Consider the following 16020-nt stretch of genomic DNA (forward strand, 5'->3'; position numbering starts at 1 on the left):
GATCAATCCATCAAAGGTCAAACCGTGCCCACACCGGGCAGTGGTCTGAGGGCCGTTCCATACCACGGATATCATAGGATACGCCGGCCTCGGTGGCTTTGGGCAGCAGGCTGTCGCTGGCCATGATCAGGTCGATTCGCAGGCCCCGTTTCGGTTCTCGTTCAAAGCCTTTACTGCGATAGTCAAACCAGCTGTATGTATTGGCTTCTTCCGGGTGCAGATGCCGGAAGACGTCGGTATAGCCGCGGCATTCAACCTGCGCCAGCCATTCGCGCTCCTCGGGCAGGAAGCTGCACTTCCCGGTGCGCAGCCAGCGCTTTGCGTTGTCGGCGCCAATGCCTATGTCCTTGTCGGTCGGTGAAATATTCATGTCACCCATGACCACCACATGGCCCGGCTGTTTGTTCAGCTCATCCAGGTACGCCATCAAGTCGCTGTAGAACTTTTGCTTGGCGGGAAATTTGACCGGATGATCCCGGCTTTCGCCCTGGGGGAAATAACCGTTAATCACCGTCAGCGGCTCTCCGTTCACCGTAAATCGGCCGGTGATCAGCCTGCGCTGGGCATCGTCGTTATCGGAACTGTAGCCCTTTTGCACGGACTCGGGTTCCGTCCGGGACAGCAAGGCAACACCGTAGTGGGTTTTCTGACCGTGGAAGTGAACGTGATAGCCAAGCTCACGGATGGCATCAACCGGGAACTCCTGATCGGTGACCTTGGTTTCCTGAAGCCCGATGATATCCGGGTTGAGTTGCTCAATGACGGCTTCAAGCTGGTGCAGACGGGTGCGGATACTGTTGACGTTAAACGACACAAACATCATGGGTGCGGAGTCTCCGGTACGTTTTGCCAGAGAGTTTATCACACAGTGAGCGGGTATCTGTTTGGCGCGTGGGCCGGGATCAGGGCGTCAGTTCACAATCCGGATATTGCTCTACCTCGTAACGAATGTGAGCGGTGAAGTTGGCGTTCGCGTTCTCACGGATGTTGGTCAGCCCCAGGTATTCGGTCAGTGCACCATCGTTGTTGTATCCGAGCACGATGGGATCGACCAGAAAACGGAGAACCAGTCCGGTTGGGCGAATCCTGAGCACCACATCAGAGTTCAGTTGGTCATTGCTGGTGGGTTCCAGTACAAACCCATAATGTTCACCCCGTGTTGGCCCCAGGAACCGAAACTCCACGGATTCACCGCGAGTGACCTTTTCCCAGTTAGCGCGGACCAGGTGATCGAAACCGGCATCCACCACCAGCCGCTCATCGAAACTCACCGTGAATGTTTCCACCTTTCCCGAGGGCGTTTGCCACTCAATGGACAGCCGCTCCGCGTCCGGGTAGCTGATCTTCATCAACTCGTTGAAGTCAGGCTGACGAAAGTCAACCGCCGGGCGGAGTGCCGAATCTTCATAAACCAGTTGCTTGGTTGCGAATGGGTTGTCACCGGGACCTTTCCGGTAGTTAACGGAGTGCGACTGGGGTTCAAAGACACCCTCGGCACAATGACCGTCAACCCGATGGACTTCCTGGTAAAGTACAGTGCTCCCGTTGCTCTTGGCTGTTCCCGTGAAGCGGAACTGATTGGCGCTTGCCGGAAAAACCAGAGCGGTGAGGGCAAAGAGGGCAATGACACGACGGATCATGCTTGCAACTCCGAGTACAGACTTCTGCGAACGTAAAGCAGCAAAGGGAACAGAACGAACCACCCAATCGCCATGGCTGCCAGAGAAAGCGTCAGGTCTGGCAGCGTAACGATACCGAGTTTGCTGGCGGACCAGTAGGCGAATGGTCCTCCGATCGGCGCGAACACATATGGTAGCCATTTGCGTTGCGCTATCCAGCCCAGTGAGTGGCACAGGGTGGTCATGAAGATGGCCCAGATAGCCACCAGCCACGGGGGCGCAACCAGCACTTCATCGGCACCATTGATACCCAGCACACCGGTCCGGAACCAGAGTGTATCCATCAGGCTGCCAAGTACCACTCCAAAGCCGATGAACTGGAGTTCTGCGAAGCGCTTCTGGCTCACCAGCGCAAAGTGGATGGCCAGGAATAGCAGCACCAGGCCAGCCGCTGCCAGGCCAGGAAACAGAACGCACGTCAGCCAACCTGCCTGGAACAGGACAAAATTCAGGATATTGCGGGCGGTGTCTGAGGCGATCATAAACTGAGTATATTGGCGCGTTTGTTGGCGGGCTTGGCCAGCAACAGGTGAGCCACACCAATGGCCCGTTCACTGAAGCCGGCTTCACAGTAGGCAAAGTAGAAGTGCCACAGCCGCTGGAAAGCTTCGTCGTAGCCGCGCTCAAGCAGTGTATTCCGGTTTGCCATGAACCGGTCGCACCAGTCACGAAGGGTGCGAGCGTAATGGAAGCCGAAGTCTTCGGAATGGGTCAACACCAGGTCTGAGCCGCGGCGCATGGACGTGATAATGGCTCCGAAGGAGGGGATGAAGCTACCCGGGAAGATGTACCGTTGAATGAAATCCACGTTCTTCAACGCCCGATCGTAGCGCTGCTCCGGCATGTTGATGGCCTGCACCAGAGCAAGGCCGTCTGGCTTGAGCAAGGTACTGATCTGAGACAGGTAGCTGTCCAGGAACTGCGGCCCGACGGCTTCGATCATTTCGATCGAAACCAGTTTGTCGAATTGGCCTGTCAGGTCGCGGTAGTCATCAAACAGCAGGGTAATCCGGTCTTCCAGCCCCTCCGCCTTAACCCGCTCTTTGGCCAGCTCGAGCTGCTCGCGGGAGATGGTCGTAGTGGTTACGTGGCAGCCGTAATGTTTGGCAGCGTGGATGGCGAATCCGCCCCAGCCGGTGCCGATTTCAATGACCCGGTCCGTCGGCTGCAGGTCGAGTTTCTTGCAGATGGTGTCCAGTTTGTGGACAGCAGCTTGTTCGAGTGTCGAGTCTGCACTGGGGTAGATGGCGGATGAGTACATCATGGTCGGGTCAAGGAAGAGCTGAAACAGATCATTGCCCAGATCGTAATGGGCGCTGATGTTCTTGCGGGAACCGGCCGGTGTGTTGCGATTCAGCCAGTGCAGCGCTTTCAGTGTGGGTTTGCTCACCCAACTGAATTTGTCCTCAAAGGCGTTCATGGTGTCCAGATTTCGACTGAAAAAACGCAGGAGTGCGGTCAGGTCTGGAGAGCTCCAGTCACCTGCAACAAAGGACTCGGCGGCACCCACGCTACCGCCGGTGACCAGATCCCGCCAGGTGGTGTGATCATGGATGACCAGCTCTGCTACCGGATATTGTGAATCGCCATCACCGTAGACCCGGTCGTCAGTTCCGTTCTCCCTGACGATCAGTTTGCCGTGACCCAGTTGCGATAGCTGCTGGCAGACGAGCTGCCTTGCAATCCGGCTCACCAGAGGCATGTTACCTGTGCGCTGGCTGTCGACAGATGTGTTCAGGTTCTCCATGAGCTTACCCTTCCTGCAATATCCGATTCTGAGTGCGTAGGCGCCGGCGTTAAGGTGATCTCTGCGCCTTTATCACCCAGCCCCTTGCGGTACTGGCTGTCCTTTGCGTCCAGCTTGTCCGGGTGGGTGTAAAAAGGTGCGCCCTTGAGCTTGAGCTTCAGGGCATTCCAGTAAATGCCGGCGGTGCCTTTGAGGGTTTCCAGCGGAAAACGTCTCAGGCTTGTATGCAGGGTTTTACGATCAAACGGGTGGCGTTGGACTACCAGGGTGGCATCAAAATGTTTTTCCTGGCCCTGTTGAACATTCATGTGAACTCTCAACTCGGGGCCCTTGAAGCCGAACAGCCACTGATACTCCTGATCCATGCCGTTGAACGGTGACACATGAAAGCGTTTGCTGAAGGCAAAACGTTCTGTGTGCCACGTTCCCGACTGGCCGGGTCCGGGATGGCGGCATTCCAGGCAGTAAACGTGCCGCTGCTTCCAGGGTGTGTTGGTAATCTGGGCCAGGATAACCCGAGGAACGTCACCGTTTTGGGCGCTCTCACCCCGGTTATAACACAGGTAGAAACTCACCGGGTTGAAGATATAACCCAGGTATCGGGGGTGGGTGATCAGCTCAATGGGGCCATCCGGTGCCCAGCCAGTGGCGCTTTTTACCTGGTTGAACACTGCCTGGCGGAGGCTGGGCACTTCCGGATTCAGGTAATCCTGGCGGTACAGCGACATCCAATTAAAGCGTTCCAGGGAAAAGAACGGACTTGAAGACGTGATGGTGGCCCAGTCGTCCAGGTCTAACGCCAGCATGCCTATCTTGTACTTAAACTCGTGTAAAACCGGAATCTTACGCCGATGTCTTATAGTGCCTTCTAGCCACTGGCTGGCCATATTCAGAGCTCCACCCCGAGTGCTCGGGTAACGCGCAATGCGCTGCGCACGCCGTCCTCGTGGAAGCCGTTGAACCAGTAGGCACCACAGTAATGGGTCCGGTTCCGGTTGCCTATCTCATCATAGCGTTCCTGAGCGGCCACCGCTTCGAGGGTAAACACCGGATGGTCATATTCGAAACGCTTGATCACCTTGGCAGGGTCGATGTCGTGGCTTCGATTGAGCGTAACGCAGAACGTTTCCGGCGCATCGTCAAAGTTTTGCAAGGTGTTCATGTTATAAGTGACCGATACCGGCTGGGTACTGTGTTCGGGAATCATATAGTTCCAGGCAGCCCAGGCCAGTCGAGTCGAGGGCAAAACGCTGGCATCGGTGTGCAGCACCACGTCGTTCTTCTGGTATCCGATGGCTCCAAGGATGTCCCGTTCCTGGTCGGTTGGATCGTTCAGCATCGCCAGTGCCTGGTTGCTGTGGCAGGCCAAAACGACCTGATCGAACCGGTGCTGCTGGCCGTTGACGACGATGGTGACCCCCTCTTCATCCCGGGCAATGGCCGTCACCGGGCTGTTCAGGTGAGTGCGATCGCCCAACCGTGCCATCATCTTGTTCACGTAGGTGGCGGAACCACCTGAAATTACCCGCCAGGTTGGGCGGTCGTCCACCGATAGCATGCCGTGATTGTTGAAGAACTGCAGGAAAAAACGGATCGGGAACTGCTCCAATACGATTTCCGGGGCAGACCAGATAGCAGCCCCCATGGGCACGATATAGTTGTTACGGAAATAGCGGCTGTAGCGGTTACGGTTGAGGTATTCGCCCAGGGTTTCGCCTTCCGGAATTTGCCCGGCGGCGAGGTCGGCGCGGGTCTCTTTATTGAACCGGAGGATTTCCCGGATCATCTTGAGGAAGTTCAGATTCAGCAAATTCTTGCGCTGGGCGAACAGCGTATTCAGGCTGGTGCCGTTGTACTGGAGGCCAGAAACGTGGCAGTCCACACTGAAGCTCATGTTACTGACTTCCGATTTCACATCCAGGCGGTCCATCAGCTTGATGAAATTCGGGTAGGTCCAGTCATTGAATACGATAAAACCGGTGTTAACAGGCCAGATACGCCCGCCAGCTTCTACCTGCTCTGTGTTGGTGTGGCCACCCGCATAATCGCCAGCCTCAAACAGTTGAACGTCGTGTTTTTCGCTAAGCAGCCAGGCCGCCGTCAAGCCGGATACACCGGCACCAATCACAGCAATACGCTGACGATTCGGGTTCATGCAATCTGTTCCTGTTACCAAAGTGTTCAAGAGTGGTTGTTACGGGCCATGGACGCGGCCATGCGATCGACCAGGCCTTGAGGTAAGGCGCCCAATGCTTTGAGCAGCCAGGTAAAACGTCGGGGAAAGGCGATTTCCGTCTTACCCCTTTCAAGCCCTTTGACAATGCGGCTGGCAGCGTCTTCGGAGCTGATAATAAAAGGCATGGGGAAATCGTTACGGTCTGTCAGCGGTGTTTTCACAAAACCCGGGGAGACCACTACCACGTCAATGCCCTCTGCCGACAGATCGGCCCGCAGGGCGTGGGCGAAATAGGTGAGGGCGGCCTTTGATGCGCCATAGCCCTCTGCCCGGGCAAACGGGAACCACCAGGCCGAGGAGCTGACGATCACCAGTGTTGCCGGCTTACCTTTGGCGCGAGTGGCCCGGAGTGCGGGCAGGGCGATGTCCAGGCTTCTTGCGGTACCAACCACATTGGTCATCATATTGGCTTCAATAACGCTGCTGTCATAGTCGGCAATTTCCAGATACTCGCAAGTGCCAGCGTTAAGAACGGCTATATCCAGGTCACCAAAATGGGCAAGAGTATCCTGAATAGCGCCAAGGTCGTCTTTGTTCGTAGTATCGGCTGGCGCAGCGTACATACGCTCGGGGTGTAGCTTCACCAGGGCATCGAGTGCGTCCCTCCGGCGACCGGTGACAATTAGCCTGTGGCCCTGTGTGGCCAGTTGTTTCGCCAGGGCCTCTCCAATTCCGGACGATGCGCCGGTGAGCCAGATGTTGCTCGTATTGTCCAGACGTTTGCTCATCCCGCCTGCTCCTTGACCCAACGTATCACGCCGCCGACCACCGGTAGGTTTTCGTAAAGTAACTGGCCGGCATCGAAGTAATCCCGGTGGTACCGCACCCGATCATCCAGAATCTGCAGGTGGCTGATGCCTTCAACCTCGACGGTTTTACCGCCCTTTATGCGCTTGTGTTGCAGCTCCATTACCCACGGGATCGTGCACCAGGAATCCTGTATGACCGGGCTGTTGAAGCGGAATTGACAGCGGATAACGTTGCCGTAAGCGCCTGCAAAGTAGTTCGTGAGCTCATCCAGGCCGGTAACGGTTCCGAACGGGTCCTGAAACTCGATGTCTTCACCGTACACCTGCTGAAGTTTGTTCAGGTTGCCTTTGTCGAGCTGGTTGAACAGGTCACAGAACCGATCAAGCACGGCAGGCAGGGTGGAGTTGGGTGAACCGACCTCAATGGCTGAAGCAGTCGTCATTTGCGCTTCCTCCTCTGCTTGTCCAATTCACGTGTTTCTTTCTTGATGTGGGCCGGTATTGGGTTTAGATCCCAGACTATCCCGAGTTTGGACAATACCCAAAGCCCGTACCAGGTGATGTCTATTTCATACCAGCGAAATCCCTGGCGGACGGATTGCGGCCAACGGTGATGGTTGTTGTGCCAGCCCTCGCCTAAAGTGATGAGTGCGAGCCAGAAATTGTTTCGGCTGTCGTCGTCGGTTTCAAACCGGCGCTTTCCCCACACGTGCGACAGCGAGTTGATCGATACGGTCGCGTGGAACAAGCATACTGTTGAGATGAAGAACCCCCAGACAAGCAGTTGCAAACCGTTGGTGCCCAGCCCTGGAGCCCATACCGCGAGAGCTTCTCCCAGCAGATAAATCAGAACAGCTGCGGCGGCGGGAACCAGGGAGTCAAAACGGTTGATGAACTTCAACTCCGGGAATTTCAACCAGTCACGGACCCGCCGTTCATCCATACTGAAGCCGGCGTCACAGGTAAACCAGCCAGCATGGGACCACCAGAAACCACCATGGTGCGGAGAGTGGAGATCTTCTTCATTATCTGAGTGCTGATGGTGGTGCCGATGATGAGCTGCCCACCACAAAGGACCTCGCTGAGCTGAACTGGCACCGAGCACAGCGAACACAAACTGGGCTGCGCGACTGGTCTTGAATGTTTTGTGGGAAAAGTAGCGGTGGTAAAAACCGGTAATCGCAAACATCCGAATTGCGAAAAAGGCCACGGCGAAAACAATCGCAAATGTGCTGACGCCGGTAAAAAATGCGAGCAGGCAGGCAAGGTGCAATGCGATAAAAGGCAGCACTCTCACCCAGTTAAAGGATCTGGAGCTGGAATCCAGGTGATCTGAACCGGCTTCGGAATCGAACCATCTCAGAATGTTTGTTAACCAGTAATTCAATCGGGCCATATACAACCATGCTTAAAGTGACATCAGACACCACATCAATACGCAGCGTCGCGGTTATCGGTTCAGGTCTGGCAGGCCTCACGGCTGCAATTCTGCTTGGCCATTCAGGCCATCATGTCAGGGTGTTTGAGAAAAGTCGCGGTCCGGGAGGGCGTATGGCTTCAAAAAGGGTCGGAGAAGGCTCGGCCGATATTGGCGCGCAGTACTTCACAGCGCGGAATCCTGAGTTTCATGCCTTTTTGGAGCAATGGGCAGGGGCTGCTGCATTCCAGGAGTGGCAGGCGAGATTCCGCTTTCAGGACCAGACCCTGCACTGGCAGCCGTTTCCGGAAGAAAAACGCTATGTTGGGGTGCCCAGAATGACCGCGATTACCCGTGCGTTGTCTGCCCATGCCGATGTGGCTGCCCAGGTGAGGATTGAGCGGCTGCAGCGCACAGGCAACCAGTGGCAGCTTCTATGTTCAGACGGGCAGAACCATGGCGTTTTTGATCAGGTGATCATCACTGCGCCCCCTGCCCAGGCCAGGGACCTGCTACTGGAAAGTGAGCTTGGGGCTCTTGCGAGTGAGCTGGCAAACCCGGTTGAGCAAATACTCCCGTGCTGGGCGGTAGCCGCTCATTATACCCAGCCCCCGGTTGCGGATGCAGACGCCATGCGCCCTCACTCTGATGTGCTGTACTGGGTAGCCAACAATTCCTCCAAACCAGGCAGGGATGATTCCGGTCAGTGGTGGGTACTGCACGCCACTCCGGAATGGACCATCGCCCACGTGGATGCTGAGCCGGAACAGGTAAGCGCAGCGTTGGTGAAAGAATTCGCAGCGCTAACGGGATCTGCTGTCAAGCCGGGCGAGGCTGTGGCACACCGGTGGCTTTACGCCAGGTCGGCCGGCGGTGACCAGTCGGGCTACCTGTACGATGAAGAGAACGGCATTGGTCTGGCGGGAGACTGGCTGGCGGGCGGCCGGGTAGAAGGCGCGTGGGAAAGCGCCACCCGTCTGGTTGCCGCGATGCAGTAGCGCGAAGTCCAGGCTATTCCAGCAGGTCGGGAGGCGCCATTCTGGTGACTTCCGGCCGGCTGTAGAAGTGGGTGATGGTACCGTCACCGAACTTCGAGAAAAATGCGCTGACCTCGGTAATCTTCCGCAACGACCGCTCCCGGGTGATGGGGTTCTTCACCAGCACTTTTATACCGTTAAAGTTGTCCTGGATGTTCGAGAATCGTGCGCGCATGGAGCAGGTGACTACGTTACTCGGGGCCATGGCCAGCTCACCCGCCAGCCAGTGGCTATGATCATCAATCTGCTGTTTGTCGAGGTTTTCCCGGGTATCCAGGTGGTTCAGTTTCACCCGGTTTACGATGCAGAACGAATAGCTTTTGGGGTGTTTTCGGGCCACTTTCCGGAACGCTTCCCAGAAAAAGTTATCGGTCAGCTCGGCAAAGTACCGCATGTCGCTCAGGCAGGTGTCGATCCAGTCAAAGCTTTCCGGGTCTTCCAGCACTTCATTGATGGCTTCCCGGAGCAGCCAGTCAAAGCCGAGGGCTGTTTTGTGGGCGTAGACTTTCCGGTACATCTGGTACCGGCTGTAAACAAAGTCCTCCAGGGCACCCAGGCCCTTTTGGGTAATTGCCAGTCCCATCCAGGGCTCAGACACATCCCATCCAAAACGCAGGTTACTCAGCAGGTGGTCAAGGTTGAACCCTCCAATGGTTACCGAGCTGTGGAAGCCATCCCTCAGCATGTAATCCGCCCGGTCGGCATCGATCTCTCCGGAAACAATGGAGGACAGAAGCCCCATAACCAGGGCTGGTACATCCTGTTCACCAATGGATCCGGCCAAAGCATCTGCGCCGGCAATGAATTCCCAGAAGGTGCGAGCATGGTGGCAGAAGGTATCGCTCGGGGAAACGTCAGTGGTCTCCATGATGCCGATAACATCAACGGCGTCCAGACCTGCGGTATCCAGATCAACCGACGAGAGCACGTCATGGGCAACCCGGACAGAGTAATGTTCATGCTCCAGTTCTCCTGGCTCTTCCGGGTGATAGCAGGTGAAGTCGACTCCGCGCCAGAGGTCCCGGAAGCGTTGGGGTCGGGACATAAGCTCCCGGATGCGGCGGGCCTGGGTGAACTGGTGCGAAAAGCTGGAGTGGCCGCTGTCGTGTAACAGGCAGCCAAGGCGAATGGTTTTGGCCAGGTAATCAATGGCGTCGAGCTGACTCAGGCTGAGGTCTGTACGTTCGCTGAGTTGACGTTCCCGCAGGTAGGCGTCAATCATCGAGCGAAACATGCGGGTACCCACATGCATCACGCCAATGCTGTGGAGGAACCGGGAGTGGGTCGCGCCGGGGAAAACCAGGCTCAGAATATCATTCTGGCAGATGTTGCGCAGGCGCTGGAAAAGGGGGTGGTCAATCACCTGGATTTCATGCCGATACAGTGGGATGCCGCCATGCACCGGGTCCATGATGAGCTTGTCGTAGGCTCCGAGCAGGTCGTTGACGGCACGTCGCATGGTTACAAATCTCCCAAATTAATGACACGGCCCTTGTTATATCACAGGGGCATGCCAGAATAGGCTTAATGAAGCCAATTTCTCTTTTATCGCTGGTAGTTTAAGGCAATCAACATGACCTCGCGCACCGAGCGCATTCTGATTATTGACGCCAACGAACAGGCTCGATCGGATTTGTCCCGCTACCTTGAAGCGAGAGGCTTCTACGTGACTGGATTCCCCGATGTCAGCGCCGCGCGTAGCCTTTTTGAAGATAGCATTCCCGATGTCATCTTCGCAGATTTGCCCCCTGACGCCATCCGAGAGCTGTCAAAGCGGCTCGATGAAGCCGACAGCTTTACTCCCATCGTTGCCTGTACCTGCAGTGAATCAAGTGCCGAGATTGTCCAGGCCCTCAGGGCGGGTGCGGCGGATGTGGTACTCAAACCCTGTAACGAAGATAAGGGGGCGCTGGACGACGTTATCGGCAAACTGTTTGACCGGGTCAGGGTCAATCGCTTGAATCAGCTCTACCGTCAGGAACTTGAAGAAGCCAACCGGGAACTGCGTACCGGTATTGCGGAGCTGCGTGCCGACCAGAACGCGGGGCGTAAGGTCCAACTGAAAATGCTGCCAGACCACGAGCTGCACCTGTCAGGTTTGCAGGTAGACCACCTGATCAAGCCCTCGCTCTACCTGAGCGGCGATTTTCTGGATTATTTTCGCATCACCGAAGACAAGGTGCTTGTGTACATCGCCGATGTGTCAGGCCATGGTGCCAGTTCTGCATTTGTCACGGTTTTGCTCAAGAACCTGACCAACCGCCTGCAGCGCAATATGCGCCGCCAGTCCAGCGACGATATTCTTTATCCGGAACGTTTTCTGGAGCGGATTAACTCGGAACTTCTGGATACAGGTCTCGGTAAGCACGTAACCGTATTCGTAGGCATTATCTCGATTTCCACTCGTACACTAAGTTATGCGGTTGGCGCCCACTTCCCGATGCCGATATTGTCGTTCGAGGGCGGAGAAACCCGTTTTCTGGAAGGTAGTGGGCTTCCGGTGGGGTTGTTTGAGGCACCGGAGTGGGAGGTTTACGAGGTCAAGCTGGACAAGCCTTTCCGGCTGTTGCTGTTTTCAGACGGGATTCTGGAAGTGATTCCGGCAAAGTCCCTGGACGAAAAGGAGAAGACACTACTTGAACTCGTATCAGGAGGTAGTCACACTATCGCATCGCTGAGCGACGCTCTGGGGCTTGGTAAGATCTCGGAGCTGCCGGATGATATCGCGATAGTATCGGTAACTGATACCATAAATGGTTCAGACAACACGTCGTCGACTTAGTGGCAGTGTGAAAATGGCTGGTTATAAAATCCTGCAAGCTGAGAAGCAGGGAATCTATGTCCTGAAGTTTATTGGGGAAATCCGGCTGAACCTGTGTTCGACGCTGGATAATCTGGTTGAATCCATTACCCGGGATCCCCAGTTTAAAACCGTGGTGATTGACCTTACCGAGACGGAAATCATCGACAGCACCACACTGGGGCTGCTGGCCAAAATAGCCTTGGCGGCCCAGAAGCAAAGTCAGTTTTTGCCAACTCTGATCTCTACCAACCCCGATATTACCCGCATCATCGCCTCTATGGGCTTCGACAAGATTTTCATCATTGTCCGGGAGCCTGCCTCAAGAATTGAAGAGCTCGAAGAAATTCCCGTATTGAAGGCCAGCGAACAGCAGGTCAGAGATAAAGTGCTTGATGCCCACAAGGTGCTGATGAGCATGAACAGCAAGAACAGGGAAGAATTCAAGAACCTGGTGCGCGCGCTGGAGTGCGAAGAACCGGGCTGAACGCTCGGTTACGCGCTACCGGCGGCGTCCCTGAAGCCACAAAACGGAACAGATATGTCTGAAAATGCAACTTTCCGCACCGCCGGCGCGGGCTCTCGTGACGTCGCCGTTCTGGGCGGTGGCAGTTTCGGTACTGCCATGGCCAAAGTGCTCGGCGAGAATGGCCACACCGTCCACTTCTGGATGCGTGACGAAAAGCAAGCCGACGAAATCCGTCAGAGTCGTATCAACAAACGCTACATGCCGGGCATCACTCTGGACGGCGATATCCAGCCCACAACCGACCTTGCAGACGCGGTGCGCAAAGCCGAAGTGGTTCTGGTTGCCATTCCTTCCAAGGCGTTCCGGGCGGTTATCCGCGAGAACAGCCAGGTCTTCCGTGATGGCCAGATTGTTGTCAGCCTGACCAAGGGCATCGAGGAGCATGGCTTCAAACTGATGAGCGAAATTCTCCAGGAGGAGATTCCCCGTTGTCGCTCCGGTGTGCTCAGCGGCCCCAACCTGGCGGCCGAAATTGTCAATCGGGAACTGACCGCCACCGTGATTGCGGCTAAAGATCCGGATGTGCGCCGGGCCATTCAGGAACTGCTTGGTTGCGAGTACTTCCGGGTTTACGCCAACGTCGACGTGTATGGGGTAGAGCTGGCCGGCGCGCTGAAGAATATTTATGCCATCGTCGCAGGCCTGGCTAATGCCCTGGAAATGGGCGAGAACGCCAAGGCGATGCTGATTACCCGAGGCCTGGCGGAAATGAGTCGATTTGCCGTCAGTCTGGGTGCCAACCCGATGACCTTTATGGGGCTGGCCGGTGTCGGCGATCTCATCGCCACCTGCACCTCTAACAAAAGCCGGAACTTCCGGGTAGGTTATGCGGTCGGTAAGGGCAAGAAGCTCGACGAAGCCGCCGAGGAGTTGGGGCAGGTGGCTGAGGGTATCTACACCCTTAAACTGGTCAGGGAGAAATCTGAGGCCATTGGTATCTATATGCCATTGGTCCGTGGGCTCTACGAAATCCTGTACGAAGAGGCGTCGATCAATGCGGTCATCAACAGCCTGATGATGGCAGTCCAGAACTCCGACGTTGAGTTTATTCTGCCCCGGACCATCAGCCAGTAAGCCCGCGCCAGACCGGGCAGGGAGGATTACCTTGCATCTGATCATCATGCGACACGGTGAGGCCGGTTGGCATACCCTTGACCAGGAACGTGAGCTGACAGAAGCCGGCCGTGCAGGCGTCGCCTCGGTGGCCGCTCAGATTGCCAAATCTCCCTGGCGGCCCGAGCAGATCTGGTCGAGCCCCTACACCCGTGCCCGGCAGACTGCCGCGATTGTGTCGGAAGTGCTCAACTGCCCCGTTGAAGAATGCCCGGTGATCACTCCGGACGACGACCCAGGAAAATGCCTGGATTTGCTGCTCGAGAACAAGACCTCCCCACTGATGCTGGTGGCGCACATGCCGTTCGTTGGCAGCCTGTCCACGCTTTTGGTGGATGGGCACCGCAAAGGCATACCGTTCATGACAGCGCAGGCCGTGCTGCTCGACATGCCAGTGGTGGGCCCTGGCTGTGCAGACTTGAAAGCCCAGTTTCTGCCCTGAAACAATACCCAACTTTCCTGACTTTTTGCTGAGACACTATGTACAGCTTTCCCATTGAATACGTAGAGCCGGTTTTCCGGCCGCCCAGTGAAGCCAAATCGCTGATTCTGCCAGTTACCAACGGGTGCTCATGGAACCAGTGCACTTTCTGCGAAATGTACACCCAGCCCCAGAAGAAATTCCGGGCCCGCAAGCCCGACGATATCCGCCGCGATATTGCCCGCGCAGCAGAGGCCTTCGAATCCGTGCCGAGGGTATTTCTTGCGGACGGCGACGCGATGGTTCTGCCAACCCGCCGTTTACTTGAGATTCTGGCAGACCTTAAGCAGGCGTTCCCGGGACTACGCCGGGTATCGAGTTACTGTTTGCCACGTAACCTGGCTAAAAAATCCGTGGAAGAACTGACCGAACTGCGAGAAGCCGGTTTGGGCATTTTGTACGTGGGTATGGAATCAGGCGACGACGAAGTGCTTCGGCGGATCAACAAGGGCGAAACCTGGGAGTCTACCCGCTCTGCTCTGGAGAAAATCAAGCTGGCGGGATTGACCAGCTCGGTTATGGTGCTCAATGGCCTGGGGGGCGAGGTGCTTTCCCGACAGCACGCCATTAACACCGCCACGCTGTGCAACGAAACCCAACCCGATTACCTGTCCACCCTGGTCGTTAGCTTCCCTCAGGGTGAGGATCGCTTCCGCGCCGGATTTGGTGACGATTTCGTTCCGCTGAGCCAGCAGGGCCTGTTTGAGGAGATTAAGGTGTTTCTTGAACACCTTGAACTGAATAGTACGGTTTTTCGTAGTGATCATGCATCCAATTACCTGGTGCTGAAGGGCACGCTTGGTCGCGACAAGCAGCGACTCCTGGGCGAGGTTAATCTTGCTATTCGCGACCCTGGCGCAGCGCCCTTGCGTGCCGAGTGGATGCGTGGCCTTTAACCTGGGAGTTTTTGCCGGTGACCATCAAACCTGACGATATAGAGCAGTCGGTAAAGCAACACAGCGCGCCAAAAGGGCTGCCGCCGCTGCATTTGTGGCACCCGGAGCTATCTGGTGACATGGACCTTGTGATCACCCGAGATGGTCAGTGGCTTTATCAGGGCACACCAATCGCCCGGGAGGCTACGGTCAAACTGTTTTCAACCATTTTGCGCCGGGAAGAGGACGGGCACCATTACCTGATCACTCCTGTGGAGAAGTGGCGCATCAGGGTAGAAGACACGCCGTTGCTGGCTCATTCGCTGGAGCGCAAGGGGGATGGCGCCGAGCAAGTGCTATCGCTAACCACCAACGTGGGTGAGGTTCTCGAGATTGGGCCGGAGCACCCTCTGGAGGTGAGTCGGTATCCGGGCAGCGAGGAGCCCAGACCTGTTATAAAAGTGCGCCACGGTATTGAGGCACGACTGGTAACGGCGGCATTCTACGAGCTGGCTGACCTTGTGCAAGAGCAGCCGGATAATGGAGTAATCCAGTACGGCGTGCTTAGCCACGGAAAATTCTGGAAAATCGGGCAGGACGGTTGAAAAGTGCCAATCCGCCTCTATAAATAGGGTAGAAAACGCAGTCTGTCACTTGTTAAACTGTATTTTCTTACTTGTTACCGAGCCTGGCTCTCTAACGAGGCCCGGTGGTCGTTAGTCCCTCTGTGCAGTATGGCTGTTCACGATTACTTTCGATTGCCTACAATCTAAATACACAGTCATTGCGACACGCAAGGAGATCACATGGCCCAACCTCGTGTTGTCACCATCCATTACACGCTCACTAACGACCAGGGAGAGCAACTCGATTCCTCCCGTGTAGAAGGCCGTGAGCCGCTGTCTTACCTGGAAGGTGCACAGAACATTATCGGTGGACTGGAAAGTGCGCTGAACGAAAAGAATGCAGGCGATCAGGTGAAGGTATCCGTTGTTCCCGCCGAAGGTTACGGCGAAGTGAACGAAGAGCTGATCCAGCCGGTTCCGCGCTCTGCCTTTGAAGGCGTAGACACCATCGAGCCGGGCATGCAGTTCCAGGCCCAGACTCCGGGTGGCCCTCAGATCGTTCGTGTTGTGGAAGTCAGTGACGAAACTGTCACCATCGACGCCAACCACCCGCTGGCTGGCCAGACTCTGCACTTCGACGTAGAAGTGGTAGAAGCTCGTGATGCAACCGACGAAGAGCAAGAGCACGGCCACGTGCACTGATCTCTTCCGTAAGGTTGATCGATAAAAACGGCTCCCTCGGGGGCCGTTTTTTTTGGTTTATGGCGCGGGCACAAAAAAGCCGGAGGGGA

At 56.1% G+C, this 16020-nt stretch carries 18 protein-coding genes; 8 read left to right on the forward strand and 10 right to left on the reverse strand.

What is annotated here, in order from left to right:
* Positions 1-10: 10 nt before the first annotated feature.
* The 9 genes from xthA to ABIE59_RS01400 all read right to left on the reverse strand — a co-directional run bounded on the left by xthA (position 11) and on the right by ABIE59_RS01400 (position 7807).
* Positions 11-823 (reverse strand): exodeoxyribonuclease III, encoded by an 813-nt coding sequence (gene xthA / locus ABIE59_RS01360; protein WP_354443519.1) that lies wholly within the window; start codon positions 821-823, stop codon positions 11-13.
* A gap of 79 nt (positions 824-902) precedes the next feature.
* Entirely contained in the window at positions 903-1640 is a 738-nt protein-coding gene (locus tag ABIE59_RS01365; protein ID WP_354443521.1) for a hypothetical protein, read from the reverse strand.
* Positions 1637-2161 (reverse strand): DUF2878 domain-containing protein, encoded by a 525-nt coding sequence (locus ABIE59_RS01370; RefSeq protein WP_354443523.1) that lies wholly within the window; start codon positions 2159-2161, stop codon positions 1637-1639. Before ABIE59_RS01370 ends, ABIE59_RS01365 begins: the two co-directional genes overlap by 4 nt.
* Positions 2158-3426: a class I SAM-dependent methyltransferase gene (locus ABIE59_RS01375; RefSeq protein WP_354443525.1), complete on the reverse strand. Its 1269-nt coding sequence runs from the start codon at positions 3424-3426 to the stop codon at positions 2158-2160. Before ABIE59_RS01375 ends, ABIE59_RS01370 begins: the two co-directional genes overlap by 4 nt.
* A complete protein-coding gene (locus ABIE59_RS01380) occupies positions 3414-4313 on the reverse strand; it encodes a DUF1365 domain-containing protein (RefSeq protein ID WP_354443527.1) in 900 nt (299 codons plus the stop codon). The genes ABIE59_RS01375 and ABIE59_RS01380 overlap by 13 nt, the downstream gene beginning before the upstream one ends.
* 2 nt (positions 4314-4315) lie before the next feature.
* A complete protein-coding gene (locus ABIE59_RS01385) occupies positions 4316-5581 on the reverse strand; it encodes an NAD(P)/FAD-dependent oxidoreductase (RefSeq protein WP_354443529.1) in 1266 nt (421 codons plus the stop codon).
* Between the two features lie 26 nt (positions 5582-5607).
* Positions 5608-6390, reverse strand: a complete 783-nt coding sequence (locus tag ABIE59_RS01390; RefSeq protein WP_354443531.1) for an SDR family NAD(P)-dependent oxidoreductase — start codon at positions 6388-6390, stop codon at positions 5608-5610.
* The gene (locus ABIE59_RS01395) at positions 6387-6854 is read right to left on the reverse strand and encodes a nuclear transport factor 2 family protein (protein WP_354443533.1); all 468 of its coding nucleotides are present in this window, start codon (positions 6852-6854) and stop codon (positions 6387-6389) included. The genes ABIE59_RS01390 and ABIE59_RS01395 overlap by 4 nt, the downstream gene beginning before the upstream one ends.
* Positions 6851-7807: an acyl-CoA desaturase gene (locus ABIE59_RS01400; RefSeq protein ID WP_354443535.1), complete on the reverse strand. Its 957-nt coding sequence runs from the start codon at positions 7805-7807 to the stop codon at positions 6851-6853. Before ABIE59_RS01400 ends, ABIE59_RS01395 begins: the two co-directional genes overlap by 4 nt.
* Positions 7808-7815: 8 nt before the next feature.
* On the opposite strand from ABIE59_RS01400, the gene ABIE59_RS01405 reads away from it, so the two are divergent.
* Positions 7816-8826, forward strand: a complete 1011-nt coding sequence (locus ABIE59_RS01405; protein WP_354443537.1) for an NAD(P)/FAD-dependent oxidoreductase — start codon at positions 7816-7818, stop codon at positions 8824-8826.
* 13 nt (positions 8827-8839) lie between these two features.
* Here the strand turns inward: ABIE59_RS01405 and ABIE59_RS01410 are convergent, their stop codons facing one another.
* A complete protein-coding gene (locus tag ABIE59_RS01410) occupies positions 8840-10324 on the reverse strand; it encodes an HD domain-containing protein (protein WP_354443539.1) in 1485 nt (494 codons plus the stop codon).
* Positions 10325-10438: 114 nt separating this feature from the next.
* On the opposite strand from ABIE59_RS01410, the gene ABIE59_RS01415 reads away from it, so the two are divergent.
* The 7 genes from ABIE59_RS01415 to ABIE59_RS01445 all read left to right on the forward strand — a co-directional run bounded on the left by ABIE59_RS01415 (position 10439) and on the right by ABIE59_RS01445 (position 15931).
* Positions 10439-11647 (forward strand): PP2C family protein-serine/threonine phosphatase, encoded by a 1209-nt coding sequence (locus tag ABIE59_RS01415; protein WP_354443541.1) that lies wholly within the window; start codon positions 10439-10441, stop codon positions 11645-11647.
* A 13-nt stretch (positions 11648-11660) separates the two neighbouring features.
* The gene (locus tag ABIE59_RS01420; protein WP_354443543.1) at positions 11661-12152 is read left to right on the forward strand and encodes an STAS domain-containing protein; all 492 of its coding nucleotides are present in this window, start codon (positions 11661-11663) and stop codon (positions 12150-12152) included.
* A 54-nt stretch (positions 12153-12206) separates the two neighbouring features.
* The gene (locus ABIE59_RS01425) at positions 12207-13268 is read left to right on the forward strand and encodes an NAD(P)H-dependent glycerol-3-phosphate dehydrogenase (RefSeq protein ID WP_354443545.1); all 1062 of its coding nucleotides are present in this window, start codon (positions 12207-12209) and stop codon (positions 13266-13268) included.
* A gap of 31 nt (positions 13269-13299) precedes the next feature.
* Positions 13300-13749: a SixA phosphatase family protein gene (locus ABIE59_RS01430; RefSeq protein ID WP_354443547.1), complete on the forward strand. Its 450-nt coding sequence runs from the start codon at positions 13300-13302 to the stop codon at positions 13747-13749.
* A gap of 38 nt (positions 13750-13787) precedes the next feature.
* Positions 13788-14684 (forward strand): radical SAM protein, encoded by an 897-nt coding sequence (locus tag ABIE59_RS01435; protein ID WP_354443549.1) that lies wholly within the window; start codon positions 13788-13790, stop codon positions 14682-14684.
* 17 nt (positions 14685-14701) lie between these two features.
* Positions 14702-15268, forward strand: a complete 567-nt coding sequence (locus tag ABIE59_RS01440) for a DUF1285 domain-containing protein (protein WP_354443551.1) — start codon at positions 14702-14704, stop codon at positions 15266-15268.
* 201 nt (positions 15269-15469) lie between these two features.
* Entirely contained in the window at positions 15470-15931 is a 462-nt protein-coding gene (locus ABIE59_RS01445; protein WP_354443553.1) for an FKBP-type peptidyl-prolyl cis-trans isomerase, read from the forward strand.
* Positions 15932-16020: the final 89 nt, after the last annotated feature.

The sequence above is a fragment of the Marinobacter sp. MBR-99 genome (assembly GCF_040547575.1).
In the GTDB taxonomy this organism is placed as follows: domain Bacteria; phylum Pseudomonadota; class Gammaproteobacteria; order Pseudomonadales; family Oleiphilaceae; genus Marinobacter.